At 40.2% G+C, this 26,122-nt stretch carries 31 protein-coding genes; 16 read left to right on the top strand and 15 right to left on the bottom strand.

All coding sequences use genetic code 11. From position 1 onward, the window contains the following. Positions 1-135 precede the first annotated feature (135 nt). Complete coding sequence (locus WIW89_RS05380; RefSeq protein WP_337720015.1) at positions 136-1,125, top strand: zinc ribbon domain-containing protein; 990 nt, start codon at positions 136-138, stop codon at positions 1,123-1,125. Between the two features lie 14 nt (positions 1,126-1,139). Here the strand turns inward: WIW89_RS05380 and cobA are convergent, their stop codons facing one another. From cobA to WIW89_RS05360, 4 genes are read right to left on the bottom strand one after another with little or no spacing between them, the layout of a single operon-like run. Continuing rightward, entirely contained in the window at positions 1,140-1,871 is a 732-nt protein-coding gene (cobA, locus tag WIW89_RS05375) for a uroporphyrinogen-III C-methyltransferase (RefSeq protein ID WP_337720014.1), read from the bottom strand. Beyond that, on the bottom strand, positions 1,868-2,455 hold the full coding sequence (locus WIW89_RS05370) for a hypothetical protein (protein WP_337720013.1): 588 nt from the start codon (positions 2,453-2,455) through the stop codon (positions 1,868-1,870). The genes cobA and WIW89_RS05370 overlap by 4 nt, the downstream gene beginning before the upstream one ends. A 50-nt stretch (positions 2,456-2,505) precedes the next feature. Further along, complete coding sequence (locus WIW89_RS05365) at positions 2,506-2,748, bottom strand: hypothetical protein (RefSeq protein ID WP_337700348.1); 243 nt, start codon at positions 2,746-2,748, stop codon at positions 2,506-2,508. Then, on the bottom strand, positions 2,749-3,579 hold the full coding sequence (locus WIW89_RS05360) for an SIS domain-containing protein (RefSeq protein ID WP_337700350.1): 831 nt from the start codon (positions 3,577-3,579) through the stop codon (positions 2,749-2,751). A gap of 34 nt (positions 3,580-3,613) precedes the next feature. On the opposite strand from WIW89_RS05360, the gene WIW89_RS05355 reads away from it, so the two are divergent. From WIW89_RS05355 to WIW89_RS05335, 5 genes are read left to right on the top strand one after another with little or no spacing between them, the layout of a single operon-like run. Then, entirely contained in the window at positions 3,614-4,759 is a 1,146-nt protein-coding gene (locus WIW89_RS05355) for an amidohydrolase family protein (protein ID WP_337709991.1), read from the top strand. Continuing rightward, entirely contained in the window at positions 4,713-5,483 is a 771-nt protein-coding gene (gene taw21, locus WIW89_RS05350) for a tRNA 4-demethylwyosine(37)-methyltransferase Taw21 (RefSeq protein WP_337709993.1), read from the top strand. Before WIW89_RS05355 ends, taw21 begins: the two co-directional genes overlap by 47 nt. An 11-nt stretch (positions 5,484-5,494) precedes the next feature. Further along, positions 5,495-5,725 carry a hypothetical protein gene (locus WIW89_RS05345; RefSeq protein WP_337709994.1) on the top strand — a complete coding sequence of 77 codons (231 nt, stop codon included), beginning with the start codon at positions 5,495-5,497 and terminating at the stop codon, positions 5,723-5,725. A 41-nt stretch (positions 5,726-5,766) separates the two neighbouring features. Then, positions 5,767-7,050: a glutamine synthetase family protein gene (locus WIW89_RS05340; protein WP_337720031.1), complete on the top strand. Its 1,284-nt coding sequence runs from the start codon at positions 5,767-5,769 to the stop codon at positions 7,048-7,050. After that, entirely contained in the window at positions 7,051-8,043 is a 993-nt protein-coding gene (locus WIW89_RS05335) for an alcohol dehydrogenase catalytic domain-containing protein (protein WP_337720012.1), read from the top strand. On the opposite strand, the gene rtcA is transcribed toward WIW89_RS05335, so the two are convergent. Further along, on the bottom strand, positions 8,030-9,037 hold the full coding sequence (gene rtcA, locus WIW89_RS05330; RefSeq protein ID WP_337720011.1) for an RNA 3'-terminal phosphate cyclase: 1,008 nt from the start codon (positions 9,035-9,037) through the stop codon (positions 8,030-8,032). The genes WIW89_RS05335 and rtcA overlap by 14 nt on opposite strands. Positions 9,038-9,053: 16 nt before the next feature. On the opposite strand from rtcA, the gene WIW89_RS05325 reads away from it, so the two are divergent. Then, positions 9,054-9,494, top strand: a complete 441-nt coding sequence (locus WIW89_RS05325) for a hypothetical protein (RefSeq protein WP_337720010.1) — start codon at positions 9,054-9,056, stop codon at positions 9,492-9,494. On the opposite strand, the gene WIW89_RS05320 is transcribed toward WIW89_RS05325, so the two are convergent. Together WIW89_RS05320 and WIW89_RS05315 are read right to left on the bottom strand one after the other, a co-directional pair. Next, a complete protein-coding gene (locus WIW89_RS05320; protein ID WP_337720009.1) occupies positions 9,477-10,529 on the bottom strand; it encodes a DNA polymerase IV in 1,053 nt (350 codons plus the stop codon). The genes WIW89_RS05325 and WIW89_RS05320 overlap by 18 nt on opposite strands. Continuing rightward, positions 10,526-11,395 carry a carbohydrate kinase family protein gene (locus WIW89_RS05315; protein ID WP_337720008.1) on the bottom strand — a complete coding sequence of 290 codons (870 nt, stop codon included), beginning with the start codon at positions 11,393-11,395 and terminating at the stop codon, positions 10,526-10,528. The genes WIW89_RS05320 and WIW89_RS05315 overlap by 4 nt, the downstream gene beginning before the upstream one ends. A gap of 195 nt (positions 11,396-11,590) precedes the next feature. Here WIW89_RS05315 and cutB point away from each other — a divergent pair, with 195 nt between their 5' ends. Together cutB and cutC are read left to right on the top strand one after the other, a co-directional pair. Beyond that, positions 11,591-12,436 carry a glyceraldehyde dehydrogenase subunit beta gene (cutB, locus tag WIW89_RS05310; RefSeq protein ID WP_337710000.1) on the top strand — a complete coding sequence of 282 codons (846 nt, stop codon included), beginning with the start codon at positions 11,591-11,593 and terminating at the stop codon, positions 12,434-12,436. Continuing rightward, positions 12,433-12,939, top strand: a complete 507-nt coding sequence (gene cutC / locus WIW89_RS05305; RefSeq protein WP_337720007.1) for a glyceraldehyde dehydrogenase subunit gamma — start codon at positions 12,433-12,435, stop codon at positions 12,937-12,939. The genes cutB and cutC overlap by 4 nt, the downstream gene beginning before the upstream one ends. On the opposite strand, the gene WIW89_RS05300 is transcribed toward cutC, so the two are convergent. Further along, positions 12,890-13,447, bottom strand: a complete 558-nt coding sequence (locus tag WIW89_RS05300; RefSeq protein ID WP_337720006.1) for a nucleotidyltransferase family protein — start codon at positions 13,445-13,447, stop codon at positions 12,890-12,892. The genes cutC and WIW89_RS05300 overlap by 50 nt on opposite strands. Before the next feature lie 27 nt (positions 13,448-13,474). Here WIW89_RS05300 and WIW89_RS05295 point away from each other — a divergent pair, with 27 nt between their 5' ends. Further along, positions 13,475-13,903, top strand: a complete 429-nt coding sequence (locus WIW89_RS05295; protein ID WP_156007205.1) for a CoxG family protein — start codon at positions 13,475-13,477, stop codon at positions 13,901-13,903. Beyond that, positions 13,904-14,305: an SRPBCC domain-containing protein gene (locus WIW89_RS05290; RefSeq protein WP_337720005.1), complete on the top strand. Its 402-nt coding sequence runs from the start codon at positions 13,904-13,906 to the stop codon at positions 14,303-14,305. Here the strand turns inward: WIW89_RS05290 and WIW89_RS05285 are convergent, their stop codons facing one another. Next, positions 14,306-15,880, bottom strand: coding sequence for a GTPBP1 family GTP-binding protein (locus WIW89_RS05285; RefSeq protein WP_337720004.1), 1,575 nt, complete (start codon positions 15,878-15,880; stop codon positions 14,306-14,308). A 60-nt stretch (positions 15,881-15,940) separates the two neighbouring features. Here WIW89_RS05285 and WIW89_RS05280 point away from each other — a divergent pair, with 60 nt between their 5' ends. Next, positions 15,941-16,435 carry a ZPR1 zinc finger domain-containing protein gene (locus WIW89_RS05280; protein WP_337720003.1) on the top strand — a complete coding sequence of 165 codons (495 nt, stop codon included), beginning with the start codon at positions 15,941-15,943 and terminating at the stop codon, positions 16,433-16,435. Here the strand turns inward: WIW89_RS05280 and hsp20 are convergent. Together hsp20 and mce are read right to left on the bottom strand one after the other, a co-directional pair. Beyond that, complete coding sequence (gene hsp20 / locus WIW89_RS05275) at positions 16,422-16,943, bottom strand: archaeal heat shock protein Hsp20 (RefSeq protein WP_337720002.1); 522 nt, start codon at positions 16,941-16,943, stop codon at positions 16,422-16,424. The genes WIW89_RS05280 and hsp20 overlap by 14 nt on opposite strands. 64 nt (positions 16,944-17,007) lie before the next feature. After that, positions 17,008-17,430, bottom strand: a complete 423-nt coding sequence (gene mce / locus WIW89_RS05270) for a methylmalonyl-CoA epimerase (protein ID WP_337720001.1) — start codon at positions 17,428-17,430, stop codon at positions 17,008-17,010. An 87-nt stretch (positions 17,431-17,517) separates the two neighbouring features. Between mce and WIW89_RS05265 the strand changes: the two genes are divergently transcribed. Next, positions 17,518-19,191 carry an acyl-CoA mutase large subunit family protein gene (locus WIW89_RS05265; protein WP_337720000.1) on the top strand — a complete coding sequence of 558 codons (1,674 nt, stop codon included), beginning with the start codon at positions 17,518-17,520 and terminating at the stop codon, positions 19,189-19,191. On the opposite strand, the gene WIW89_RS05260 is transcribed toward WIW89_RS05265, so the two are convergent. After that, positions 19,188-19,724 carry a phosphoribosyltransferase gene (locus WIW89_RS05260; RefSeq protein WP_337710013.1) on the bottom strand — a complete coding sequence of 179 codons (537 nt, stop codon included), beginning with the start codon at positions 19,722-19,724 and terminating at the stop codon, positions 19,188-19,190. The two genes, WIW89_RS05265 and WIW89_RS05260, sit on opposite strands and share 4 nt — an antisense overlap. Further along, positions 19,717-20,805, bottom strand: coding sequence for an alkaline phosphatase family protein (locus tag WIW89_RS05255; RefSeq protein WP_337719999.1), 1,089 nt, complete (start codon positions 20,803-20,805; stop codon positions 19,717-19,719). The genes WIW89_RS05260 and WIW89_RS05255 overlap by 8 nt, the downstream gene beginning before the upstream one ends. Before the next feature lie 40 nt (positions 20,806-20,845). Between WIW89_RS05255 and WIW89_RS05250 the strand changes: the two genes are divergently transcribed. The 3 genes from WIW89_RS05250 to WIW89_RS05240 are packed head-to-tail and all read left to right on the top strand — an operon-like array spanning position 20,846 to position 24,404. Continuing rightward, positions 20,846-20,980 (top strand): hypothetical protein, encoded by a 135-nt coding sequence (locus WIW89_RS05250; RefSeq protein ID WP_337700390.1) that lies wholly within the window; start codon positions 20,846-20,848, stop codon positions 20,978-20,980. A 1-nt stretch (position 20,981) separates the two neighbouring features. Next, the gene (locus WIW89_RS05245) at positions 20,982-22,553 is read left to right on the top strand and encodes a phytoene desaturase family protein (protein ID WP_337719998.1); all 1,572 of its coding nucleotides are present in this window, start codon (positions 20,982-20,984) and stop codon (positions 22,551-22,553) included. A gap of 30 nt (positions 22,554-22,583) precedes the next feature. Continuing rightward, on the top strand, positions 22,584-24,404 hold the full coding sequence (locus tag WIW89_RS05240) for an AAA family ATPase (protein ID WP_337719997.1): 1,821 nt from the start codon (positions 22,584-22,586) through the stop codon (positions 24,402-24,404). Here WIW89_RS05240 and WIW89_RS05235 read toward each other — a convergent pair. Both WIW89_RS05235 and trxB read right to left on the bottom strand, forming a co-directional pair. Further along, positions 24,343-25,137, bottom strand: a complete 795-nt coding sequence (locus tag WIW89_RS05235; protein ID WP_337719996.1) for an inositol monophosphatase family protein — start codon at positions 25,135-25,137, stop codon at positions 24,343-24,345. The two genes, WIW89_RS05240 and WIW89_RS05235, sit on opposite strands and share 62 nt — an antisense overlap. Beyond that, complete coding sequence (trxB, locus tag WIW89_RS05230) at positions 25,138-26,109, bottom strand: thioredoxin-disulfide reductase (RefSeq protein ID WP_337719995.1); 972 nt, start codon at positions 26,107-26,109, stop codon at positions 25,138-25,140. Positions 26,110-26,122 lie beyond the last annotated feature (13 nt).

The following is a 26,122-nucleotide window of genomic DNA, read 5'->3' as shown; positions in this document are numbered from 1 at the left end:
TTCTTAGCCTAAGAACCCCATATAGTTCAAATTATTTAAGAATTGGTGAGACAAATTCCCCTTTCTAGTAAGAAACGAGATGTTATAAGTACGTTTCCTAAATGTTTATTATCTATATTAGATATAATAATTACAATGAGCTATCCTCCTCCTTCAGGCTATCCCCCTTACGGTTCGGGCGGTTATCCGCCTACTGGGTACCCATCTAGTTATCCTCAACCTTCTGGCTATCCATACGGTGGAAATCCTCAATCCAATGCTATGTTCAATATGATGATGTGCATGCAGCCCATAGGGTTAGGCGGTAAGCAACAGATGATACCTATACAGAGACCTATTGATTTACAACCGGTTGTTCAACAAGTTATAATGTACTTAATGGGGCAGGGTTTTCAAGTTTTTCCAATGGTAGGGCAGTATATGGCTGTCATTCAAGCACAACACTCTAGCTTCTTAGGGATGATCACTGACTCGAATAAAGCATATACAATTAGAATTTGCGAAGGTCCTAACATGATTATGGTAGAAACGGGTATGACTAACCTATTGCAAGATTTAATACCTTTAATAGGAAGTGCGGGAGTCGCAACAGTTTCGGACACGGATTTGCATAACTCTCTACTGACTTTAGTTGGTGGTGGGCTTACAGCTGTAGACGCCTACAATTTAATAAAGGACTTCATGCAAGAAGACCAGATTATGAATACTATTATGATGGCTATAATGATGGCTCAGTCTTCAGCACCCCCTCAGCCCCCTTATCAACAACCTCCTTATCAACAAAATCCTCAGCCTTATCCTCAGCAACCACCACAACCTCCTTATCAACAAAATCCTCCCAAACCAACTCAATCTCCTATATCTCAGCAATCCGTAAGCACGTCCGCGATGAACCAACCATCAAGCACCTCATCATCAGTGACTCAACCTTCTACGTCAGCCTCACAAGTCCAGCTACAAAAAGTAGTTACAAAGTGTTGGAAATGTGGTGCTGAAGTAGATTCTAACGCGAAGTTCTGTCCTAACTGTGGTGCATCGTTGACTCCAATAAAATGTCCTAAATGTGGTTACGTAAATTCACCTGGAGCTAAATTCTGTAGTAACTGTGGCTCTCCCTTACAGTAGTAACGACAGAATTTTCACATCTCCTTTTTAAGAGTAAGTAAATCCATCAGTGATACTGTCTCACCGATAACTATGACAGCAGGTGACTTTACTCCTTCCCTTTTTATAATTTCTGGTAGCTCATTTAATGTACCAGTAAAAACTCTTTGCTGTTTAGTTGTGCCCTTTTCAATTACAGCTACTTTCTCTTTACCGCTTCTGACCTTCATTAACACTTTAGTTAACTCGTCTATTACGTGAATACCCATAAGTATAATTATGGTCCCTTTTCTTGGTATATATTCCTCTGAAATTAATCCGCCGTCTTTTGTCGTCCCCGTAATTACCGTGAAACCTGAAGAACTTTCCACTAGTCTGCTGGTGACTGGGATCCTTGCATATGTAGGAACAGCTATCGCGCTTGTTACTCCAGGTACTATCTCACACTTTATTCCGTGCCTTAAGACATAGATACATTCCTCCTCTCCTCGTCCAAAGACAAATGGATCTCCGCCTTTCAACCTCACGACTTTTTTTCCCTCTTTAGCTTTTCGAACCAACAGCTCGTTTATATAATCTTGAAGTTTTGCGTCTCCTAACTCTTTCCCGACGTATATTAATTCCGCGTTCAGACCTTCTAATAACTCTTGTGGAACTAATCTATCGTATATTATTACATCAGCAATCTTTAAGATTTTCAATGCTTTGACCGTAATTAATTCAGGGTCTCCAGGTCCTGCACCGACTATGTAAACTATGCCGTTCATATTGCGTTTACTCTTTTAATGATATAAAAGCCGAATATTGCACCTTCAGGGAACTTTACGCCGTAAACCATTAGTAGGACGTAATTCACTACTTCCAGTTGAGGGATTCCGAATAATTGCGATGCTACATAAATTACAAAGAAATATAAAATGTCTCCTACAAAACCTAAGGAATAAAGTATAACCTTTTCTATAAATTTAAAAGACGAGATTACATATCCGATAAGGAAACCTCCTATTGCCATGCTCGTAAAAGAGAGAATGTAAAGAAGTTGAATCGTTTCCTCCAATACGAACAGCGTGGGTGTTAACCAAGGGATAATCATTAATATACCTATAATTATCCCCAATAGAGCGTATTTCCTCAAGAGAATAGCTGTAACCGGGGCTCTATCACCGTTCTCCTCTTCAATTATTTTATCTCTACTAACTGAGTTCAGGACATACCATCCTAATATACCTCCACCTATCACCGGACCTTGATAAGCTAATAATTTCTCAATAGGGTCTCCGATAATGTATATTAACAGCGAGACTATCAGTATCGATATTGAAAGATATTTTGAGAATCTCAAATAATCCATTTCATATCAAAATATATTTTGTCCTCCAACCTAAAATTCATTATTAGGATTTATGGTAGATATACTTTATATATCACTTTATCTCCTTCGTCTTGTTTTGAAAGGATTTTAACTCCCTTATCTTTCATGGCTTCAGCCCACATTTCCACCTGGTCTGCTTGAACGCCTTTAACAGCAATTATCTCTACTTCTTGATTACCACCCTCCGAAAGCCAAAACCTCATTATGGTAAGAGCAGGAGAACTAGAACCACACTTAGTATCGCTTTGCCTTAGGTCTAAAGTCTTTGCCATCTAGTATATCATCTCTGAACTAATATTTAGGATCTTTTTATCATCAATAAAACAAATTCTATTCCAGTTTTCCCTTTTCATCCTTTCAATTATTGCAAGAATGGCAGTAAGTGCGTTACAAAAAGCATCAGTACACTCAGTTAAGTAGACGTAGGTAAAGTCTATGAGTTTTTTGAGTCTTCTTTCTCTTTCACTTCCGCTATTCAAGAGTACTATTTGCCTACCTCTTGTAGAGAATATAGGAGAGTGAAGAAATAGTTCGAATCTCTCGTAGTTTGCATTTTCGCAGAAAATTTCATTTAATTTTAAAGCTGAGAAGTAAGCTATACCGTAGTTTTCTCCTTGACCGACAAAGAATGGTTTTTCCCGTAGTTCAAAACTCTTAGCCTTGATGTAATCTTTAGGTATTTCAATACCGAAAAGTGAGTAAACAGCTGATAAGGCAAGAAGGAAGGATAAGGTACCGGGTAATGTAATATTACTATTATAGGGTATAAGAATGGTCTCAGTAGAGTTTTCTGCGAGGGGCGAAGTAGGGTTAGCTGTGACGGCTATAACTTTTCTACCTTCTTTTCTCTTGATCTTAGCTAACTCAATGTTAGTCTTAGTCCTTCCAGATATCGAGACTATAACGTAAGGTCTATCCGAGTTTATGTGTAGGGCTTCGTATGGGTCCACGGCAATAACTTTCTTACTTGTCTTTCCCTCCAAAGCGAGAGCTACCGCATAGGAGTCTCCGGCTCCTACTATAATTCCAGAGGTAATTTTTTGTTCAACTTCTATAGGGTGGAATTTCTTTACCTCGTCTTCTATTAGCTCAATGTAATTCATCAGTCTTATATTTTACCCTCCAGTATTTAATACCATGAAAACCATAGTAAGGGCTGGGATCGCCTTAGGTGCTGGTAAACCACTCAGAAAAGTTTACGTTGGTTTGCAAGACTCTAAAATAGATGTAGTATCTCATGATGAACTCACTGGTTATGAGGATGCAGAACTCGACATAGGGGGATGGGATAGAATTGTATCACCGGGTTTTATAACAATTCACACTTACTTGTCTCTTTATCCATTCAGATTTAGGATCTTCACCGGCAGGGAAAACGCTAATCTGCTTCTCTCTACTTTCTCATCTAACGATTCTTATTATTTCGCCTTGTTAGGGGCTTATCATCTCCTAAAACAAGGTGTCACTACAGTAGGATTTAGCGGTAATCATCTAGATATAGTAGCTAGAGCAGTATCGGAGGTAGGTCTAAGACCGATTATAATAGTTTCCGTTGGTTGTAGTAATTCGCCTAGCGACTGGGAAAAAGAGTTCAGGACATTGTTCAATAGATGGTCTCATAAAGGAGCCAATAATGTAATTCTGAAAGTTTGTGATCAGTCCTTACTGAGGGACGCAGTTGAACTGGCTAAGGAAAACGAAATTGCCGTGCTTGTTGATAACAAGGTGTATCTCACAGAGGACATAGATTACGACCAAATAATAGGGTTGGGCGGCGGATCAAGGTTAGATCTAGACGTAATAAGAAAGAAGCGCTTTAAGTTGTCATTTACACCCTCTTATGAGGTATCTAAGTTTCCCTTAAGCGAGTATAAACCATCTGTATCACTAGACCTTGTACCCTCATTTGACATTCGCCACGAGTTGGCTTATACGTCTACCAGGCTTTTACTTACAGCTGAAGAGGCTTTCCATTCTATGACTGATTGGGGTTATTCTCAACTCAAAATGAACTCGGGAGTCCTGAACTCAGGTTATACTGCCGATTTAGTTATATTCCAATACTCTGAGCCTCCGGCATTTCCTTTGGACATAGTATCTCCTTATGAGACCCTGATGTACTCGAGTTATTCATTAGAGACCGTGATAGTGAACGGTGAACCCGTGTTAGACGGGGGTTTACCATTAAACGTGGGATTAAAGGACGTCGAAGAGGGCGTCAGGAGGTTAGAGGAAATTGATAGAAAAACTGGCGAAAGAACTAGGTCTCTGGAAAAAGGTTGAGATAGTAGGAGACATCGCCATAATCGGAATCCCTTTCGACAAAGACGTAGAAGAAGTAAGAAAGTTAGCGGAAGTAATTCTCGAAAAAATCCCTTACGTTAAGTCGGTGTGGGGGAAGTATAGGGATATAAGCGGGGACTTCAGGCTTTCAACGACAGTTCACTTAGCCGGTGAAAAAAAGAGTGAGACGATTTACAAAGAGTACGGGTGTAAGTTCTTCCTAGACATAAGCAAGGTTTTTTACTCATCTAAACTTTCCTACGAGCACATAAGGGTCGCTAGACTTGTAAGGAGAGGGGAAGTCATCATCAATATGTTCTCAGGGTATGGACCGTTTTCAATACTTTCTTACGTTATGGGTGGTGCCTCAACTGTCTATTCTATTGACATTAATCCTTTTGCTTATTATTATATGATGGCTAACGTGGATCTGAACAAGGCTTTCGGGGTTATTCCTATTTACGGAGACGCTTTTAAGAAAATGGACTATCTCCCGTATAATGTCGATAGAATATTGGCTCCTCTCCCAGAGAAGGCTGAAGAAGCTTACGAGGTAGCTATGCCTCATTTGAAGGCAGGTGGGATATTGCACTTATACACTGAAATAGAGGGCAACGACCCAGTTAGTCTGGCAAAGAGTGAATACCCAAACGTAGTCTTTGCTAGGATTGTAAGGAGTGTGAAACCAAAAGTTTATCATGTAGTTGTTGACATTAAAAAGTAATTAAGGACTCTATGGTAGACATCTATACAATAATGTTATTAGGATATGAAGTGTCCCAAAAGAAGCGCGTTAATCTGGGAGTCTACACGCTAAAATTTCATCGTAAGAAGGGAAAGACACCCGAAGATTATCTATATATAGTAACCTTGTTGAAAGAGGGAAAAGTGGTCGAGTCGGGTATTTTCGGTGATTACCAAAATGCCGTTATTTACGCCGGTCAGATCTTCATGCGTTTTCGTTGAATGCTTTTATATAAAGTAATAGTTAGGATAGTTTGAGCAAATTGATCAGGGATGAAGTACTGGAAATACTAAAATCCGGAAAAGTAGATTATGTAAGGGTAGTCTTCGTTGATATTTTAGGAAATGTAAGAGGAAGATCTTTAAGGAGGGCAGAGTTCGAAAAGGTATTAGAAGGAAAGGGGGTCGAGTATTCTGAGTCATTACTGTTTCTCGACTATAGGGATACACCGATAAAACACATATATGGTGATATGTTCGCGCAGCCCGACATCTCAACCTTTGCTATTATTCCCTACTTAGAAAGGACGGCTAGAGTAATGAGCTATTTGACTGAAAGTGACGGCTCTCCTCATAACCTTTGCACAAGGTCTCTCCTTAATCGTTCCATGGAGAAGTTGATGGACAGTGGAATAAAGCTGGAAGTAGCCTTTGAACCTACCTTTTACCTTATAAACTTCAAGGACGGAAAGCCTTTACCGGCAGATGAAGCAAGAGCGTTCTCTCTTGAAGGGCTTATGGAACAACAGAGTTTCTTAAGGGATTTAATTAAAAATCTTGAGAGTGTCAATACTCAGGTTCAATACATCAATAAACACTATGGACCGGGTCAATACGAAATTACCTTTTCGATGTCAAATACATTAACAGCTTCTGACTCTTTAGTTACCGCTAGAGAAATAATACGCGACACCGCAAGGTACTATAAGTTGTACTCCACCTTCATGCCAAAACCCTTTAGGAATTACCCGAGTAGCAGTATGGACGTTTACATTAAGCTCTTGGATTTAACTGGGAGGCCCATTGGTATCGACGTTAACGACCCGAAAGGATTGGGATTGAGCAAGACTTTCTACAACTTTTTGGCAGGTATACTTGATCATATAGGCTCAATAATGGCTATTGCAGCCCCCACTGTCAACTCGTATAAGAGATTTAAAGAGATAGTTACACCGACAATCGCAGGCATAGGAAACGAGAGGCATTACATAATAAGGATCCCGTCAACGTATAAGGATTATGGGGTAATCGAGTTCAGATTGGCAGATCCCCTAGCAAATCCATATTTACTTCTATCCGCGATCATTCACGCGGGCCTAGATGGGATAGAAAGAGGTTTGGATGTAGATGTTAATTACAGCGTAGCAACCTTACCGACGAGTTTAAGGGGGGCTATTAACAGCCTAGATCGTGACAACAAGTTAAAATATGCACTGGGTCAAGACCTCATTAACACGTTTATAGAGATTAAAAGGAAGGAGTTAGATGATTACGAGAACGAGATAACAGATTGGGAGATAGCAGCATATCTTAAGTCGGGATGGTAAATGAAGGCGGCTGTTTTTTTAGAAAAAGGTAGGCCCCTTCAAATAATGGACGTGCCTGAGCCGAAATTGAACCCTGGTGAAGTCCTTTTAAGAGTTAAGGCTTCTGGGCTCTGCCACGGCGATATTCACTTAATTTTCGGTGAATGGGAGAACGACATAGCCGTGAGGACTCCCCTTATTTTGGGGCATGAAATAGTAGGTGAGGTTGTGGAAGGAGGTAACAAGTTCAAGAAAGGGGATCAAGTTCTCGTATACAGCTCGATAGGCTGCGGTAGGTGTAAATACTGTAGAAGGGGGGATAGGCAGTTTTGTGAGTCCGTGAGAGTCATAGGTGTTCATACGGACGGAGGGTTTGCAGAATATGTAAAAGTTCCCTCTGAGGAGTACCTATTCAAAGTAAGCGGGAATTACATATCCGCAGCACCTTTAGCCGATGCTGGAATAACTGCCTATAATGCCACGAAAGGGATAGGGGAAGGAGATAGAGTATTGGTGATAGGGGTAGGATCCGTAGCTTTACTGGCTATCCAACTACTTAAGATGAAAAACGCTGAGGTCACCGTAATAGGGAGGAATTTGATAAGGTTGAGTAAGGCGGAGAGTTTAGGAGCCGACGAGGTACTAGCGATGAAAAAGAAAGACCCTCCATTCTCTCCAGTAGCCGGAAAGAAATTCGACTATGTACTGGATTTCGTAGGAAACGATCAAACGCTCGAAGATGCCCCTTGGTTATTAAGTAGAGAAGGGGAATTAAGAATAATCGGTGAATACGGTGGTCATTTACAAATCCCTGAACAACTAATAGTCTTAAGGGGGTTAAGGATAAGGGGAATATTATATGGTAATATGGATGATATGGTTGAGGTAATTAAGCTATTTGAAGCTGGAAAGCTCAAAACTTTATCGGTTCCCTATAAGCTTGAGGAAATTAATGAGGCAATAAACGATCTTTTAGAGGAGAGAGTAGTTGGAAGGGCTGTTATTTTGCCTTAAATAAGTATGGTGATTCACCTATTATTTCAACGCTTACGTTTAGAAACTTCTTTATTATTTCGGCATTAGTCCTTGCATGTTGAGTTAAGTATGATGATGTATACTCTCCACCGTATAGTGAAGCGTAAAGCATTAACATATCTCCCATATGACTGTCGGTTGCAGCACCAGTCTTCAACTCTTTAACTAGGAGCTCTGCAGCCTCCTCTCCTACAACCTCTGCTCTCTTTCCTCTTTCCCCTAAAGAGTCTGCACCAATAATACTATTCTCTCCTATCGCACTGAGGGTTATCCCACTCCCCTTACTAGTTTCATTCTCTCTTATGTCTAAGTCGATCGAGACCTCTACTCCCAGTTTGGCAAGAATTGATATTGCTGAAGTTTTCTGCCTTTCAGCTATATGAGATGGGAGTGAGGACACATGTGAAATTCCTATTATCCTTATCAGTTTTCCGAAGGTATTTATAGAAAAGGATGTAGGATCAGCCTTAAAGTTCTTTATTATAACCTCACCACCCCCCTCTGGGTAATGACCTCTTTTGACAACGTCAATGTCTCCTCTTATTCCTATTTTGGTAAGTAATGGCAGGAACACAAGCCTTATATAGTCGATGGTAGGAGACTTAGGTACATCTGTCCCTCCGATTAGCCTTATCTCTATTTTTCTATTAAGGATGATTGGCAAGACTGTTTGAAGCACTAGGGTAACGCTTCCAGCAGTGCCTATATTGAATGTGAAGTGTCCTGATTCAACAATATCCCTAGGCTCAAAAATGAGTTCAGTTGAACCCACGAAGTCTCCCTTGGTCTTAGCGCTGGTCAAAGCCTTAACAGCTTCTACAGCTGTCAAGTGTTGTCTCTGTAACCCAGGTTTCTGTCTTTTAGCTCTAATGTTGTAGATCCTAAAAGGTTTTTTTGTTAGAGCCGAAAGTGTCAATGATGTTCTGAGTATTTGACCCCCACCTTCACCGTAAGAGCCGTCTATCTCGATCATTGCTATGGTGATAAATATGAAAGTGAGAATAAAATCTGTCGTTAAAATCGTAAGCATAGAGGAGTTAATAGTTATACCTATGTCCCGTAACGGTGACTTCGTAGAGGCTTTGAACTTTTACGAAGACGTTCCTGGAGGTAGGGCAGGAAGGTTGGTAGTTATTCACGATAAGTACGGTGAAATAAGTAACGAGCCCGTAGTCATAGCGATAAGAGGCGAGAAAGCTTACTTAGAGGCTAAGAACATAGAAGAAGATTTTGATAAGATCAGGAGGGTAATCCCTCTAGAAAAGGTCGTAAAGGGTAATGTGGTGCCTTTTTACGTAAACATTCAAGTACTTAAAGAAGTAGATACTAACAGTAGGGGGGTTAGAGGGTTTGTGAACTACCTATCGAAGTATGGTAACGTAAATTTCAGTGTATTAAAGGGTATTGTTTCCTTAGAAGAACTGGTCTAACCCTCTGGTCTTAATCACGTCATCTAACCTAACTCCTATTCTACGTATTTTTCTATCGTCCTCCTCGAGGATTTGTTTGAGTAGTTCGAACGCTTTTTCATATGCGTTTTCCTTATTGATCCCATGTTTGAACTTCTTTCCTTTACTTACGATTTCTAAGTCCTCCATTATTGCCACAACTGTTATCTTCATAGGTACGCCTTGAACTTTGCTATAAGCCTCGTCTACAGCTCTTTTAAGGTGAGGTAGTATTACTTCGGGCTTTCTCGTATTATACGGTAATGTTAAAATCCTACCGTGAGGCTTTCTGGTCTTGTCCTCCACCGGTTCGTTGTATCTGTTCTGAGCCAATTTGACCAAATATGTTGCCTTAGACCTACCTATTTCCCTTTCTAACTTCATGAAGTCAAAGTTCAAGACATCCACTACCTTATTAACCCCCATTTCTTTCAGTTTTTCAGCCAACATCTTTCCTATCCCTGGTATTTCGTCAATGTCCAAGCTTTGGAGGAAAGACTGAACGTCCTTTGGCTTTAGCACGGCTAACCCGTTCGGTTTATTCTTATCAGCTATTATTTTAGCCAATACCTTATTAGGGGCAATTCCTATCGTCACTGTCAGTTTTTCCTTCTCAAATATCTCCTCTTTTATTTTCTTACCTAGGGCGTAAGCTTCATCAAAGTCCTTTACTTTATCTGTTATATCTAAGTATGCTTCGTCAATACTCGCTATTTCGAGCTTTGAGGTGTATTTCCTGAGTATTCCGTTCATAATCCTATTAGAAACTTCTTGGTAGACCTCCTTCCTCATGGGTAAAAATATAGCGGAAGGAGCTAACTCCATCGCCTTAATTATTGGTATCCCAGCCTTTACTCCCAGTTTTCTAGCTTCGTAATTAGCTGTGGCCACAGCACCACTGGTCTTAGTCCTCCCAGAGTAAACACAGACAATTACCGGCTTGCCCTTATACTGGGGGTTCAGTACCTCTTCTACTTGGGCGAAAAAGTAGTCAAAGTCCACGAAGAGCACAATCATTTACAATATACACTTGGAGTGTAAGATTTTAATGCATTTAGGATCTCGCTTAGAGTGGGAGAGGATGTTCCTCCTAATTTGGTTATTTTTAACGCTGAAGAAGTTACTGCGAGCCTTAACGACTCCTCTAGACTATAACCCTCCATATACGCATAATTAAATGTTGCATCAAATACGTCTCCTGCACCAGTAGTATCAATTACATGATCTACTTTATAAGCCTCTACCTCACACTCCTTATCTTGGGATATTACCCTAGCACCTTTTTCACCCATTTTTATTACGATTAAGTTCACTTTCCGCAAATTGTTTATGTTTACGGAGTTGCTCTCCTTCTCGTTTAGGTAGAGTATATCTACGTTCAGTTCAGAATTGAGTTTTCCACTGTTTGGCCCTGGGTCATAGCTGATTAACTTCGAGCTAGGGTCTCTGATCACGATTTCAGGAGGTACGGAGGCGAAGTGAATCACATCAAACATCCCGAAGTACTTTCTCACGTCTTCATTTGATAGAAGTAACGAAGAGCCTAACTTCCTAACAATTGAGACTTTTCCATCACTCCTCAGAAGAATTAAAGCCATACTTTGGGGTGCATTTACCTCTTCTACATAGTCCAAGCCCACACCGGTTTCCGCAAGTTTTTCGAGTATAGGTCTTATGACAAGTGAGTCCTTCCCCACTTTGGCTAAAATCTTAACGCTATGACCTAGTTTATTAACCGCTGTAGCGTAATTTACAGCCGCACCGCCGGGCTGTATTTCAAGAATGTCGGTGCTAAGAGGTTCGTCAGGCTGAGGAAATCGATCTAACTTTACTATTACATCTATGTTAATTCTACCAACTGAAAGATGTATGGGTTTCAACATATAACACCTCAGTTAGCCGCCACGTCTTCACTACTCTGACCCAAAAGTCTTCATCACCAGTAGTAAAGAGTATTCCTTAAATAAATCTACTAGCTATCTCGCTTAAAAGATAAACCGTTTGAGGACATACAAATTAGTATAGTTTGGCATATTAACTATAGCAAGATTTTAAATAGATATGGTATTTCATTATTTGTGTATCCTCCCAAGATAGGTTATGTAATCCCCGATAGTATAGAGGAAGCGATAGAGTTCTTAGAACAACATGAAGATGCAAGACCTTTAGCTGGCGGACATAGTTTAATACCCGCTTTAAAGCTCAGGATTATAAGACCTTCTTATATAGTGGAAATAAGGAGATTTCAACAACTTAACTACGTGAAAAGAGAAGGAAATATCTATAAAATAGGTGCATTAACGACCCATTACGACATGATAAAATCCAATGTACCGCTACTAAGTGATGCGGCAAAAACGATCGGAGACCCCCAAGTTAGGAATATGGGAACAATAGGTGGTGTTATATCACACCTAGACCCAGCGGCAGATTACCCTGCTTCTTTGATAGCAATGGACGCTAAGGTCTTGATAAGAAGCAAGAAAGGTCAGAGATTAGTTGATTTTAAGGACTTCGCAAAAGACATGTTTACACCAGATTTAAACCCTGGAGAACTTGTGACAGAAATACAAGTTCCAGCTTTTGATGGTTACAAGTTTTCATATCAAAAGCTAGAAAGAAGGGCTGGTGATTACGCAATAGTAGGTGTTGCGGTCCTTCTGAAGGTAAACGGAAGTAGAGTCGAAGATGCAAGAATAGGCTTAACTGCTGTAAACAATGTAGCAGTTAGAGCAAAGGGTGCAGAAGAAGAGTTAATAGGGAAGGAACTCACTGAAGAAGTAGTCGAGAAAGCATCGACAAGGGCTATGGAGAGCGCAAACCCAACTTCGGACATAAGGGGATCAGCTGAGTATAAGAAAAAGATGGTTAAGGTATTAGTTAAGAGGGGTATAAATCAAGCTTTAGGAGGTGTTCGTAAATGAAGATAATTGATAAAGACCAAAAGGCTAAGATAACTTTGAAGGTAAACGGAGAAGTTCACGAGGTGGAGGTAGAGCCCAGAAGACTATTGGTACACGTTTTAAGAGACTTAGGATATACAAGCGTTCATGTCGGATGTGATACTTCTAATTGCGGGGCATGTACTGTAATAATGAACGGAAGATCCGTTAAGTCATGCACAGTTCTGGCAGTAGAGGCTGAAGGTGCTGATATACTAACTGTCGAAGGTCTTAGCAAAGACGGGAAGCTACATCCGATACAAGAGGCTTTCTGGGACAATCACGGTTTACAGTGCGGTTACTGTACTCCGGGTATGATAATGGAGGCTTACTGGTTACTCAAAGAGAATCCCAACCCGTCAGAGGAGGATATTAGAGAAGGTATATCGGGTAACTTATGCAGGTGTACAGGTTACCAAAACATAGTAAAAGCTATTAAGGATGCTTCTTTGAGGTTAAATCAGAAGGAGTATCCACGTCAATGAGGACTTCTTCACCACTCTCAACGTAACAGATTTTTTTGACCTTATCCATTATAGCCCTAGCTCCTATATCTCCCTCCAGATTCATGATCAGGGGAAAAGTCCTTTTGTGTAATAGTACTGGGTTCCCTCTAACTCCTTTGTGTGTAGGTACTACCATATCACAGTCCATAGTGAATGACTGGATTATCTTATTTACGGTATCCCTAGTAATAAACGGCATATCCCCAAGGAGTATAATAACTCCATCATAGTCTTGAAAGAACCTTATCCCGAGTTTTAATGAAGTAGACATTCCCTTATTCCAATAAGGGTTGTACAATACTACTTGGTCTTCCAATATTCTCATCAACTCTTGGTAGTATTTCCCCACTACAATTACTTTCTCTATGCCTTCAACAGCACTTACTACCCTTCTAATAATAGGCACTCCGTAAACTTCCTTAATTAGTTTATTAGAACCGAACCTATTAGCCTCACCTGCAGCTAGAATTACAGCCCCGATTCTCATAAATACTTCTACTCAAAATACCTATTTATGAAGTATGAAGGAGAAGTTCCGGTTCAGGTAAGTGCTGAAGAGCTTTGGAATTTCGTGACAAAACCAGAAAGCATGGCTTCTTGCTTCCCTGGGATAAAGAGTTTAACCAAGGAAGGTGATGAGTATAGAGTAGTAGGAACAGCTGGAATAGGTTTCATAAAAGGAGAGTATAAGGCGTTAGTTCGTTTTGTTAACATAGACAATGCTAAGAAAACCCTTAGCTTAATCGCAAAAGGAAATGGGTTAAATAGTAATGTAGATATTAATGCAATCTTACAAGTTTTAGATAATCCAGTTAGGCTAAAGTATTCTGCTGACGTAAAAGTCGGAGGTGTTCTTGCCTCGATAGGAGCGAGATTAATGGATTCAGCTGTAGGTAAGATAGTTAACGACTTGTTTGAGTGCGTGAAAACTAAGGTGAAGTAATTGGAGATAAGCGGAGAGGTAGAAATAAAGAATGTGGATAAAGCAAAAGAGTTCCTCAGTTCTTATCAGAACTTAATTAATTGTATTCCAGGCGTGACTGAAATAAAAGGAAAAGAATTTACCGTCAGAGCAAAGATTGGTTTTTTGACAGTAGAAGCTAAGGCTCAGGTGAAGTCCTTTGAGTTTAGGGATAATGAGTCTGTGTCTGTTATCGAAGTTAAAGGAGTTGGAGTAACCTCTACGATTACCAGTCGAGTCAAGGTTGACAATGACAAACTAATATATAAAATAGAATATGAGGTGCAAGTTACTATTAAAGGCTTGGAGAAACTTGTAGAGAAGCAAGCACATAAAATTGCAGAGGACATAATAACATGTACTAAACAAAGAATAGACGAATAATCACTCTAGTAACTCGGTTATTATCCCGAGACCTCTAGTCCTACCTTCTCTAAAAACGAATATCTGCCCCTTCTCTATGTATTCCGGCCTATATAGGAACTCCATCACCACTTCTGTTGTGTCACCAGTCCTAAGATATCTCGAGGAAATTTCACGGAATTTCACTGCTTGTCTAATTGTGTATAGATGCAAGGTAGCTACATATCCCTCCTTAATTGTAGTCGGGTGATGGAGTACTACTATTCTAGCCCTAAACCTCTTATAGCTTTTGGGTTTTTCCACTGTTAGTACCATTCCTTTTCTCAGGTTCTCCTTATCCACTCCTTGAACTGCAAAAGTCGCTATACTTCCTGCGTTTACAGAGTCAACAAATACTCTGTTCAACTGAATCGACTTGATTTTAACTAGCTTAAACTCTCCCAGTTTAGTAGGACCTATATAACAACTATCATTTGTCTTTACGTTCCCCCTTATTACTGAACCCAGTACTACAGTTCCTACTCCGCTCACGTTATATATTTCGTCTATATAAACTAGAGGAGGCTGGTTATCATCACTTGTGACCTTGGGCTTTGGTGGTAGCATGTTCAGGAACCTACTCAGTATGTCGAGTCCCTTCCCGGTTACGTTTGACACTTTAAAGATCGGCACTACTCTCTTACTCCTCATGGCTAGGATAGCGTTTAATAAGTCCTCGTCGGATTCTACCTCCATAATGAGCCTGTTAATCCCTGGAATCTTAAGCACGTTCCTTATGTCATTTACTATATCTTGTACTCTCTTTTCGTCGTATTTGTCGATTTTTGTTATGACTATGAACACTGGGAACTTAAGTATTGATGCAATAGCTAAATGTTCTTTTCCCATGGCGGATAATCCGTCGTCAGTCCCCACTACGAGCATTACATAATCTACTTCGTATCCTAATAATCCCTTTAGAGTCGTTCTGAGGTACCTCTCGTGACCGCCTAGATCTATAAGTCTCACTATCTTCGTACTTTTTAACGTTATTTCCGCTTCGTCCAGAGGATCTCTCAAGTTCCAGTTAACAATTGTTCCCTTATCGTTAAATCCGAGAAGCCTTAAAGTAATTGAGGAAGTCCTCCCAGTCAAAACCTCGTGTACATGTCGGGCTACCATAGCCCTCAGTGTACCGTTACCATCATCAAGTTTTCCTAATACTAGTGCACCGGTCAAAGTACTCTTCCCGGCATTAACATGCCCCATTACTGCTACATTAACTTGGACGGGGATCTTATCCTTGAATAACCTTATGAGCACTTCTCCTATATATCGTCCTTTTTTTACTTCAACAATTCTCTTGTGTACTACTTTAGCATTAACTGCCGAAGCAATTTTGTCTAGAATTTCAATGCTACTTTCTAAGTCCTCTATACTTAACCCCAAAACGTCTCCATCATCGCTTACTCCGATTACGTAAAACGCTTCTCCTCCTCCTTCTTCAAGTCTGTATTTCATTTGTGTAGCGAGAGATTGTAATCTATTCTCGTCTTTACTATTTATTAAAAGTTTATACTCTATCTTACCGATCTCGTTCTCTTTAGGATACTTCATCCCACCACTTTTTACAAATAATAATTTGTATCCGAATAGATAAACTTTAATAAGATTAAAATGGAACCCCAATTACTCTATGAAGGAAAACATAAATGTCCTATATGCCATGCAGATCAAATGATCATTAGAGAGTATCTATATGAAGCACCCAATGTAGGTAAACTAGAACTGTCGTTTTGGGAATGTCAAAGTTGCGGTTACAGATTGAGAGATGTAAAACCACTAGAATTCTTGACACCAATTAAATTAGAGCTTAAAGTTGAAAAGGAAGAGGACTTAGGAACAATAGTTTACAGATCAGCTTTTGCGGACATTATAATCCCCGAGCTAGAAATTGAAGTTACCGCGGGTGAAGCATATCAAGGAGTCTTGACGACTATCGAGGGAATTTTAGAAATAATCCTTGATCAGTTGGGGGATAATTGTAAAGAAGAGAAATGTAAGAAGCTTGAGGATGCAAAAAATGGGAAAATACCGTTTACCTTAATAATTAATGATGAAAGTGGTCTGAGCTTCATTCAATCGGAAAAAGTAAAAATTACTCAACTTTAATTTCTTTGCCTTCCTCTTCCTTGCTTTTCGCTTTTTTCAGTATTATCTGCAATACTCCGTTGTTATAAGTAGCCTTGGCACTGTTCTCATCTACTTGAGTCGGTAGTTCTATCTCTTTGTAATATTTCCTATCCCCACCTTCAGCCCTTACTATTAATGTCTTCCCTCCGTCCGTTATCTTCACTTTTATGCTATTCTTATCCACACCAGGTACCTCTGCTATAACCCTAATCTCATCGCCTTTTTCTATTACGTCTACTAGAGGTTCTCTCTCTTCAGTTATCATTGGCTTTCCTTTATAGTTCTTAATGTTTCCGAACTCCTCTACAATTGGCTTCCCGTCAGGTCCTATTGTTACTCTGAATCCGTAAACATAAGGACCGAATGTTTTTACCTCACCCTCTCCTCCAAGTCTCATGAATTCCCTCTCGAACCTCTCGAATTCTTCTTCTATCTCTCTTATCATTTCATCAAATAGTTCAAATGGATCCTTATACCTTCTTGACATCTTTTTATCCCAAAAGAGAATTACGAATTAGAGCTAAAAAAATCAACGCGTGAAATTACCTTGATCATTCACGAGGCTGAACAAGCTCCAACAACACACCCATAACGCTCTTTGGGTGTATAAATGCTACTAGATGTCCTCTAGCGCCAGGTCTAGGGATCTTGTCGACAAGTTGTAAACCATTTGATTCTAGCTCTTTCAGACTCTTTTCTATGTTTTCCACCTTAACCGCTAAATGATGAAGCCCGGGCCCCTTTGTTTTCAGGAACTTGGCAACGGTGTTATTCATGTCCTCGTGGTTAATGGGCTCTAAAAGTTCTACAGCAGTTTCACCATTAGTTCCGGTGAGAAAAGCCACTTTTATACCTCTATCTAGTAAGTCCTCTCTATGAACAAGTTTCATCCCTAGCGTAGTGGTGTAGAATTTAATCGCTTTATCTATATCTTCCACTACGACACCGATATGGTCGATATTTTGTGTCTCCATAGCTAGAATTAATTCATTTTTGACTTATAAGTTTGTTTAAAAAGCAAAGATTATATAGTGTTTAAACAAGTATAATCATGATACCATATGGATACAGAGGAAAAAATCAAGGAAAGTTTACAGAAGTGGGAAGAAAGGGTACTGAATCCGTGGCTAGCCAAGAGACCTGAGAGGAAAAAGGCTTTTACAACACCTTCAGGCATAGAGGTAAGGAGGCTTTATACTCCCCTTGACCTCAAAGGTACGTATGACGAGAAGATAGGTTTTCCCGGAGAGTACCCGTTCACCAGAGGAATTTACCCCACAATGTATAGGGGGAGGCTGTGGACAATTAGGCAGTACGCAGGTTTCGGCTCGGCTGAAGACACAAACGCTAGGTTCAGAAAACTACTTCAAGCCGGCCAGACCGGTTTGAGTATGGCTTTTGATTTACCTACCCAGTTGGGTCTAGACCCAGACCACGTTTTAGCGTTTACTGAAGTAGGTGTAGTAGGAGTATCAATGTTCCACTGGAAGGAAATGGACTTAGTAATGTCAGGGATTCCAATGGACAAGGTAACGACATCAATGACGATTAATGCTACGGCAATTGAGGTGTTGTCTATGTACGTAGCAACTGCTGAGTCCAGAGGAATAAGCATGAATGTGTTAGACGGTACTGTACAAAACGATATTCTAAAAGAGTACATAGCTAGGAAGAACTTCATATATCCCCCCGAGCCTTCCTTACGCTATGCGATAGACCTAATCGAATACTCAGCAAAGAACATACCTAAGTGGTACCCTATAAGCATTAGTGGTTATCACATAAGAGAAGCAGGAGCTGACGCTGTTCTTGAGGTAGCATTTACGTTAGCTGATGGTATTGAATACGTGAGAAAGACAGCCGAAAGGGGTATTCCGGTAGATGATTTCGCTCCCAAGTTGTCATTTTTCTTTGCAGGTTATACAAACATATTCGAGGAAGTAGCAAAGTTTAGGGCTGCTAGGAGGATGTGGGCTAAGATAATGAAAGAGTGGTTCAATGCTAAGAAACCAGACTCTATGATGTTAAGGTTCCATACACAAACCGGAGGAGCCGAACTTACAGCACAACAACCAGAGATCAACATAATAAGGACTACCTTACAAGCCCTAGCAGCTGTTCTCGGGGGTACACAGAGCCTCCACGTTAACTCTTATGACGAGGCTTTAGCTTTGCCAAGCGAGAAGTCTGCTAAAATCGCAATTAGAGTTCAGCAGATAGTTGCGTATGAAAGCGGTGCAACTGATACTATTGATCCTTTAGCTGGGTCTTATTATATTGAATGGTTAACTGATGAGATTGAGGAAAGGGCGTGGAAGATAATTGATCAAATAGAGAAGATGGGGGGCATGATGAAGGCTATAGAGAGAGGATATCCACAAGCCGAGATCGCTAACAGTGCTTATAGAATACAGAAGATGATCGAGACTGGTGACATGGTGAAAGTAGGAGTAAACATGTTCTACGAGCCCGACTGGATAGGTACTACTGAAGTGTTTAGGGTAAACTCTCAAGTTAGGGACAGAATAATGGAGAGGCTGAAGAAGTATAGAAGTGAGAGAGACGAAATCAAGTGGAGGGACTCATTAAACGCTGTTAGGAAAGCAGCTGAGAAGGAAAGGGAGAACTTATTCCCACATATACTGAACGCAATAAAGGTTGGAGCTACAGTAGGAGAGATAAGCTCTACCTTGAGAGAAGTTTGGGGAGAGTACAGAGAACCCGCTATATTCTAACTGTTTTTCCTCAATTTTTTGAGTATTTCTAAGAACCTCTCTTTCTTATCAACCGGTGCTTCAATGTTTTCTCTAACTACCTCCCACTTGTCCCAAGGGAAGATGATCCATTTATCAACTACTTTGTAGTAATAGTCCGGATACTTTCTAGACCACGGCTTAACGAATATTGTTGCTGTCCTTACTAAAGAAGGGTTAAACATTGCTATGACGTTCCCGATAAAGTCTAATGTTTCCCCAGTATCCGACACGTCGTCTATGACGAGAACTTTTTTGTTCTCAAGACTATCTACGTATACCGCTCTCACTATAGGCTTATTTTCCTTAGTATTTACTCCCTTATAGAACTTGACGTCAATATATCTCATGCTCTTTATTCCCAGCACATCCGACATTAGTTTGGCTGGGATTACTCCGCCAGTAAGAATAGCCACAATTACGTCAGGGACAAAATCATCACTCAGCATTCTTTCTGTTATTGTTAAAATCCCTTCTTCTATTTCCTCCCACTTAGGGATATAATACTCAACCATTCATGATCACCAAAGGTATTTTCATCTCGTCCTCACTCAGTCCCCCGTGATGACCTATTAACTTTGTATAGTCATCTTGTTGTTGCTTAAATAAATAAACGTAAGCCTTATCATCATCAGGGACTGCTATGAAATCGGCGTAAGAGCCTTCCTTACCTAACAACTTTTCAAACTCATTCCTAGGGAATACCTTTAATGAAGGATACCTTGAGTAAAGGTAGGTCTTCAGATCGTACTTACTGTGGAGGAAAATAGCCCTTGAGTCGCCATAAGGGGGTAAATCTAAAATGTTAAGGAATTCAGTGTCGTTATTGAAAATTACATGATCTCTTGTTTGTACATGACCATGATCTGCGATAATAACGAATTCGTATTCTCTTCTCAACGCAGCTAGTTTACTCAACCTTCCGTAGATATCTTTGATCGCCTCCTTGACCACTTCAGTGTTAGGGCCGTGCTTATGAGCTAATGTGTCGACGTCCGGTATATAAAAGTACACAAAATCATAGTTCTCATTCAAAGCGTTATTCAGTTCGTAGAATGCGTCAAAATAAGTGCTATATGTCTTTGTCACTTTCACCTTACCGTGAGTCATGTTAGTAAATTCAGTATCGTCTAAACCCTTGGGTATTACCCCTGCTGTGTTCTTATCCGTCACCTCGGCTAAATAGCTCTTTGCCTCTGGGAATAGTGTAGAATACTTAACTTGTGAAGAAATCGAGTCCCTTGAGTCTATTAAGGGGTAAGTATACTTCAACGTGTTAATTACAGAACCGAGTTTCTTGGAATATGTTGTATAGCCTAAAATCCCGTGCTCTCCAGGTAGTTGGGCCGTAAATAGTGTCGTAATGACTGTTGCTGTGGTTGAAGGGAAAACAGTAGTTATGTAAGTGTCTACATTTATTCCCGCCTTCTCCATCATTTTATAACCCATACCATCAATCAACGCTAAGACTAATCTTTTACCGGTTATACCAATCTTATTGCCTTTGCATTGCCTATTTACCCCGAGAAATTCAGCTATCCCACAGGCTAGATTATAAATACTTCTCGAAGAGTAATCAGGGTATACGAACTCCATACCAGTAAAGTTTTATCCGAGTTAATGAAGTTATATGATCATGGCTACTACGATACCTCCTGATGAGTTAGCTGTTCAGAACATGATAACAATCTTTGCTTACCTCGCTATAGGTTTATCAGTTGCAGGTGCAGCCATTGCGGCTTTTTTTAGAATAAGGCGGGGTACTGCGTAAGATGTACGACGCAATAATAATAGGAGGAGGCCATAATGGGCTTGTGACTGCCGCGTATCTTGCAAAGGAAGGCCTGAGAGTTGCGGTATTCGAAAGAAGAGGGATAATCGGCGGGGCCGCTGCAACTGAAGAGTTATGGCCTGGAATTAGAGTATCAACAGGCTCCTATGTCTTAAGTTTGTTAAGGAGAAAAATAATTGAAGATCTACATCTAGAGAAATACGGTCTTAAGGTTTATCTTAAAGACCCAGGACTTTACGTACCTTTTGGAAACGGTAAGGGGATTTCTATATGGACGGACACAAGAAAGACAATAAAGGAAATTGAGAAGTATTCCAAGAACGATGCAAGGAGCTACGAGAAATTTGCCCAACTTCTGGATACTTTCTCCTCTGTTGCTGACTTTTTCATGCTAAACCGTCCTCCTAAATTTTCTGAGGTAGAAGAGCTCTTTTCGTTCTTTAAGGGTCTGAGCATAGACGAGGATAAAGCCTTAAGTCTGGCTAGGATGTTCTTCCAAGACGGGAAGTCGTTTTTGGACGAGTTCTTTGAGTCTGAAGAGGTAAAAGCGGCTTTAATTGAGGACGCAGTTGTTGGCACTTATGCCTCTCCCTCGACTCCCGGTACTGCTTATGTTTTTCTGCACCACAACATAGGTGAGGTGAACGGGATAAAAGGTGCATGGGGGTATGTAGAGGGAGGAATGGGGGCTGTAAGTAAGGCGATAGCTAGTGCGGCGAAGGATATGGGAGTAGAGGTCTTCACTTCATCAGAAGTAGACGAAATACTCACCAAAAAGGACTCTGACGGAAAGGAGAGGGTAGTTGGCGTAAAACTGAAAAACGGAAAAGTCGTGGAGAGTAGGATAGTAGTGTCAAATGTGGATCCTAAAACGACGTTTCTTAAGCTGGCAAGAAACTCGGAACTGGACGACTATTTTTTGAGAAGAGTAGATGCACTGAAAACCACGGGTGTGTCTTTCAAAATTAACGGTTACTTGGAAGAGTTGCCGGATTTCGGTAAAGGTAAGTCACTAACAGACGAACATAAGGCTTCAATCCTTATAATGCCCTCAATAGACTATATAGAGAATGCTTACTTAGACTCCAAGCTTTTCGGTTATTCTAAGAAGCCATGGCTTTCTATTAACATCCCATCTACGATAGACCCTACGTTAGCTCCGCAAGGGAAATTCGTGTTTAATATATTCGGTCAATACTTGCCCTACTCCCCTAAGCTTGATGACCTAAGAGATAAAATGACAGAGATCGTTCTCGAGACAGTAAGGGAGTATGCTCCTAATTTCAAGCCCGTGAAAATGGAGTTCCTAACCCCTTTGGATATCGAAAGGAGGTTCGGGATGTGGGGAGGTAATATATTTCACCTAGACATGACCCCTGATCAACTGTATGTTTTCAGGCCGTTGTTAGGTTATTCGGATTACAGAACTCCTATAAGGAACTTATACTTATGTGGTTCTGGAACTCATCCGGGTGGTGGTGTAACCGGTGCACCCGGGTACAACGCTGCTATGGAAATTCTTCGAGACTTGAAAAACCTAACTATGACTTAAATATTTGTAATTCCATAATGATGTTTGATTATGGTCTTTTCGCAAGATGTAGAAACTGTTATATCATTGGTAGGGGTACTTGCAGTCATGATGACTTTACTTTATATGTTATTTAAAAAGAATACTCAAAAGTTTATGCTTTCAGATAAGGCAGTACAATTACAGCAGAAAAGTACTAAGAAAAAGGATGACGCAGGAGAGAAAATAACGTGGGACATGATAGGCGGTTATGAAGATGTAAAAAAGGAGATCAAGGAATATATTGAACTTCCCCTAAAACACAAAGACTTGGCTAAAAAATACGGTTTGAGACCCCCTAAGGGTATTCTCTTGTTCGGTCCACCTGGGTGTGGTAAATCTTTAATGATGAGGGCTTTAGCTAATGAAGCTAAGATCAACTTCATTTACGTTAATATTAGCGATATAATGAGCAAGTGGTACGGTGAAAGTGAGGCGAGATTAAGGGAACTTTTCGCAAATGCGAGGAAAAATGCACCTTGTATTCTCTTCTTCGATGAGATCGATACTATTGGAGTAAAAAGGGAAAGCCACACTGGTGATTCTGTAACACCAAGACTACTTTCCTTAATGTTGTCTGAGATAGACGGGATTCATAGCGAGGATGGTGTAATAATTGTAGGTTCTACTAATGTACCTCAACTTCTTGATAAGGCTCTACTTAGGGCTGGGAGATTTGACAAACTTATCTATGTAGGAGTTCCGGATAAAAAATCTAGAAAAGAGATTTTGAAGATTCACTGTGTGGGTAAACCGCTAGCCGAAAATGTAGACTTAGACAAGATTGCTGAGATGACCGAGAGGTTTACCGGAGCTGATCTGGCAAACGTATGTCAAGAGGTAGCCAGAAAAGTTGCCATTGAGAGCCTTGAGACCGGACGGGAAAGGCAGATAACAATGGAGGATTTTGTTGAAGTAATAAAGAGGTATAAGCCTAGCGTAACGTTACAAATGCTCGATGACTATGAGAAATTCCGCATGGATTATGAAAGGAAGTTTAAAGGACCTGAAATAGTAGAAGACGAAAATTCCGAAAGGATCACTTTAGATGATATAGGCGGATATTTTAACGTAAAAAAGGAGCTCTACGACTTACTTGAAGTTCAGTTAAAGTATTCTAACTTGATGGAACAGATGAAAATCCCCCCTATAAGGGGAATATTACTATACGGACCGCCCGGAGTAGGTAAAACTATGATGGCTAAAGCCCTTGCTAGAACGTTAAAGGTGAAACTGATAATGTTGAGCGGTGCAGAAATATTATATAAAGGTTATGAAGGAGCAGTTAGTACTGTAAAAGAGGTCTTCAACAGAGCTAGGGAGAACAAACCGTCAATCATACTACTCGACGAGTTAGATGCTATAGCTCCTAGAAGGGAAGGACAGAAGGCTGAGTTGGCTAAGATAGTAAACCAGTTATTAACAGAAATGGATGGAATAAGAAGTCTTAAAGAGGTAGTAGTTATAGGAACGACAAATAGGATTGAGGATATTGATCCAGCCTTAAAGAGACCAGGTAGGTTTGATAGAATAATTTACATGCCTTTACCAAATAGAGAAGAAAGGGAGGACATCCTTAGGAAGTATATAGGAAAAGAGGAGTGCGAACAAGTTAACTGTGCTAAGATAGCTGAAATTACAGACGGATTCAGTGGTGCTGATCTCGCTGCTGTAGCTAGAGAAGCTAAACTTAAAGTTTTGAGGGAGATAATTAAAGGGAACGTCCAGAGAAAACTGACTTATGAAGACTTAGTAGAGGCAGTAGAAATGGTTAAACCTTCTTTAAAGCAGAGGAAAGATAAGAACTCAAATTCTGATCAAGAGATACAATGACTTCACTTAGCGTACTTACTTTATCCAAACTTGAATTTATACTTTCTAACTTTTTATCATAAGGATTTATTCCTAGTCTATTACAGAAGTTACTTGAAGCTGCAATATCTACGTTTCTTAGTTTTCCCCTAATATCGAAGAACATAGTAGCTTTTCCCATACAAACAAGAACCATGTCGAGGGATGCACTGCCTAAACTTCTGAGCTTATAGTCCCTGACTTGGCTTAAAAACTCTTTTACCGTTTCGAATTTATTCCTCGAAAAGTAAGCTAAGATAAGTATCTTTTCCGGTTTTCTAATATTTTGTACTACCTTGTCATTAATGTAAGAGTACTTTTCGTCGTAAGAAAAAGTGTCCATTGTGAATATATTCGTTATGACTCCAGTAACTGATTGTAACAAGTTATTTTCATCACTTCTGTAAACAGCTATTGACACTGAAGACCACGGAATACCAGAAACAAAATTAGTACTCCCGTCAATGGGATCAATTATGGCTTTGTATTCGTAACCTGAGTCTTCTACAGTTCCCGCTTCCTCTGAAATAAATTTGAATTTATAACCTGTTTTTCTCATAAGCTCAAATATGTATTCTTCGCTCTCTTTGTCAATCTTCCTAGTCACGTCATCTTCGTGTGTAGCTATAATTTTCGCAATATCTGATGAATCTTTTTTCTCTCTTAAGAACTTAGCTACCTCTATCCCTATTTTAGTTATTTCATCTCTCTTCATTTATTTTTTCCTCTTCAATTCATTAAGATACCTAAAAGCCGAGTGAGCAGATACAGCACCTTGAGCGGCTGAAGTTATGACTTGTCTGAAACCTAACCACATTCCCGTACAATCCCCAGCGGCAAATACTCCTTGTATATTAGTCCTCATCCACTCGTCCACTTTTATATATCCCATGGCGTCAGTTTCAAGTCCGTTAGCTCTTGCGAAATCCGTCGGTGGTTCAAACCCTATCTCCACAAATACTCCATTAACGTTTAGTTCCTTAGTTTCTCCAGTTTTCACGTTCTTAGTCACTATAGACTTCACTAATTTGTCTCCCTTAATTTCAGTGACAACGGTATTGAGGATTATCTCGACATTAGGCTTTGCTTTTATGTTCTCTAGATAGATCGGTTGTCCCTTGAACTCGTCCCTTCTATGAATAAGGTATACTTTAGTCGCATACCTTGATAGAATTTCAGCACCTTCTAAGGCCGAATCACCACCACCTATAACAGCTACAACCTTATTCTTAAATAAGGGCGCGTCACAGATCGAGCAGTAAGACACACCCCTTCCTGTAAACTCAGCTTCACCCGGTACATTAAGTTTTCTCCTCTTTACTCCTATAGCTAGTATAACGCTCTTTGCTTTAAATTCCCCTTTCCTCTTAGCCTTTACTACGAATTCATCCCCGTCCTTCCTAATACTTTCTACATGGTCTAAGACTACTGGGACGTTGTATTTCTCTATGTGCTTATTAAACACTTTTATCATGTCTTGGGCATTGATTCCGATTAGTCCGAGATAATCGTCTACTTCTCCTGCCTCAGTGAGTTGTCCACCAGGTGTCTCCCCGATAACGAGTGTCTTGAGCATGTATCTTGCGGCGTAAAGTGCAGCACTGTACGCAGCCGGACCGAGACCTACAATGATTAAATCAAAAGTTTCACCGGGTTTAACATCAGCCGATTTTGGTATAAGACTCATATTTACATTTCAC

It is taken from the genome of Stygiolobus sp. CP850M (assembly GCF_037389425.1).
GTDB lineage: Archaea > Thermoproteota > Thermoprotei_A > Sulfolobales > Sulfolobaceae > Stygiolobus.
This window is presented reverse-complemented; position numbering and strand designations above follow the sequence as displayed.

Bases quoted from the DNA above. Each gene is read 5' to 3' on its own strand.
- WIW89_RS05255 (WP_337719999.1), bottom strand. From the start codon at position 20,805: ATGGAGTTCGTATACCCTGATTACTCTTCGAGAAGTATTTATAATCTA.
- hsp20 (WP_337720002.1), bottom strand. From the start codon at position 16,943: ATGTCAAGAAGGTATAAGGATCCATTTGAACTATTTGATGAAATGATA.
- WIW89_RS05355 (WP_337709991.1), top strand. From the start codon at position 3,614: ATGAAAACCATAGTAAGGGCTGGGATCGCCTTAGGTGCTGGTAAACCA.
- WIW89_RS05335 (WP_337720012.1), top strand. From the start codon at position 7,051: ATGAAGGCGGCTGTTTTTTTAGAAAAAGGTAGGCCCCTTCAAATAATG.
- WIW89_RS05300 (WP_337720006.1), bottom strand. From the start codon at position 13,447: ATGAGAATCGGGGCTGTAATTCTAGCTGCAGGTGAGGCTAATAGGTTC.
- WIW89_RS05250 (WP_337700390.1), top strand. From the start codon at position 20,846: ATGGCTACTACGATACCTCCTGATGAGTTAGCTGTTCAGAACATGATA.
- cobA (WP_337720014.1), bottom strand. From the start codon at position 1,871: ATGAACGGCATAGTTTACATAGTCGGTGCAGGACCTGGAGACCCTGAA.
- WIW89_RS05285 (WP_337720004.1), bottom strand. From the start codon at position 15,880: ATGAAGTATCCTAAAGAGAACGAGATCGGTAAGATAGAGTATAAACTT.
- WIW89_RS05240 (WP_337719997.1), top strand. From the start codon at position 22,584: ATGGTCTTTTCGCAAGATGTAGAAACTGTTATATCATTGGTAGGGGTA.
- WIW89_RS05315 (WP_337720008.1), bottom strand. From the start codon at position 11,395: ATGTTGAAACCCATACATCTTTCAGTTGGTAGAATTAACATAGATGTA.
- WIW89_RS05260 (WP_337710013.1), bottom strand. From the start codon at position 19,724: ATGGTTGAGTATTATATCCCTAAGTGGGAGGAAATAGAAGAAGGGATT.
- WIW89_RS05370 (WP_337720013.1), bottom strand. From the start codon at position 2,455: ATGGATTATTTGAGATTCTCAAAATATCTTTCAATATCGATACTGATA.
- WIW89_RS05360 (WP_337700350.1), bottom strand. From the start codon at position 3,579: ATGAATTACATTGAGCTAATAGAAGACGAGGTAAAGAAATTCCACCCT.
- WIW89_RS05295 (WP_156007205.1), top strand. From the start codon at position 13,475: ATGAAGTATGAAGGAGAAGTTCCGGTTCAGGTAAGTGCTGAAGAGCTT.
- WIW89_RS05235 (WP_337719996.1), bottom strand. From the start codon at position 25,137: ATGAAGAGAGATGAAATAACTAAAATAGGGATAGAGGTAGCTAAGTTC.
- WIW89_RS05280 (WP_337720003.1), top strand. From the start codon at position 15,941: ATGGAACCCCAATTACTCTATGAAGGAAAACATAAATGTCCTATATGC.
- rtcA (WP_337720011.1), bottom strand. From the start codon at position 9,037: ATGATCGAGATAGACGGCTCTTACGGTGAAGGTGGGGGTCAAATACTC.
- trxB (WP_337719995.1), bottom strand. From the start codon at position 26,109: ATGAGTCTTATACCAAAATCGGCTGATGTTAAACCCGGTGAAACTTTT.
- WIW89_RS05325 (WP_337720010.1), top strand. From the start codon at position 9,054: ATGAAAGTGAGAATAAAATCTGTCGTTAAAATCGTAAGCATAGAGGAG.
- WIW89_RS05245 (WP_337719998.1), top strand. From the start codon at position 20,982: ATGTACGACGCAATAATAATAGGAGGAGGCCATAATGGGCTTGTGACT.
- mce (WP_337720001.1), bottom strand. From the start codon at position 17,430: ATGGAGACACAAAATATCGACCATATCGGTGTCGTAGTGGAAGATATA.
- WIW89_RS05345 (WP_337709994.1), top strand. From the start codon at position 5,495: ATGGTAGACATCTATACAATAATGTTATTAGGATATGAAGTGTCCCAA.
- WIW89_RS05365 (WP_337700348.1), bottom strand. From the start codon at position 2,748: ATGGCAAAGACTTTAGACCTAAGGCAAAGCGATACTAAGTGTGGTTCT.
- cutC (WP_337720007.1), top strand. From the start codon at position 12,433: ATGAAGATAATTGATAAAGACCAAAAGGCTAAGATAACTTTGAAGGTA.
- WIW89_RS05265 (WP_337720000.1), top strand. From the start codon at position 17,518: ATGGATACAGAGGAAAAAATCAAGGAAAGTTTACAGAAGTGGGAAGAA.
- WIW89_RS05380 (WP_337720015.1), top strand. From the start codon at position 136: ATGAGCTATCCTCCTCCTTCAGGCTATCCCCCTTACGGTTCGGGCGGT.
- WIW89_RS05320 (WP_337720009.1), bottom strand. From the start codon at position 10,529: ATGATTGTGCTCTTCGTGGACTTTGACTACTTTTTCGCCCAAGTAGAA.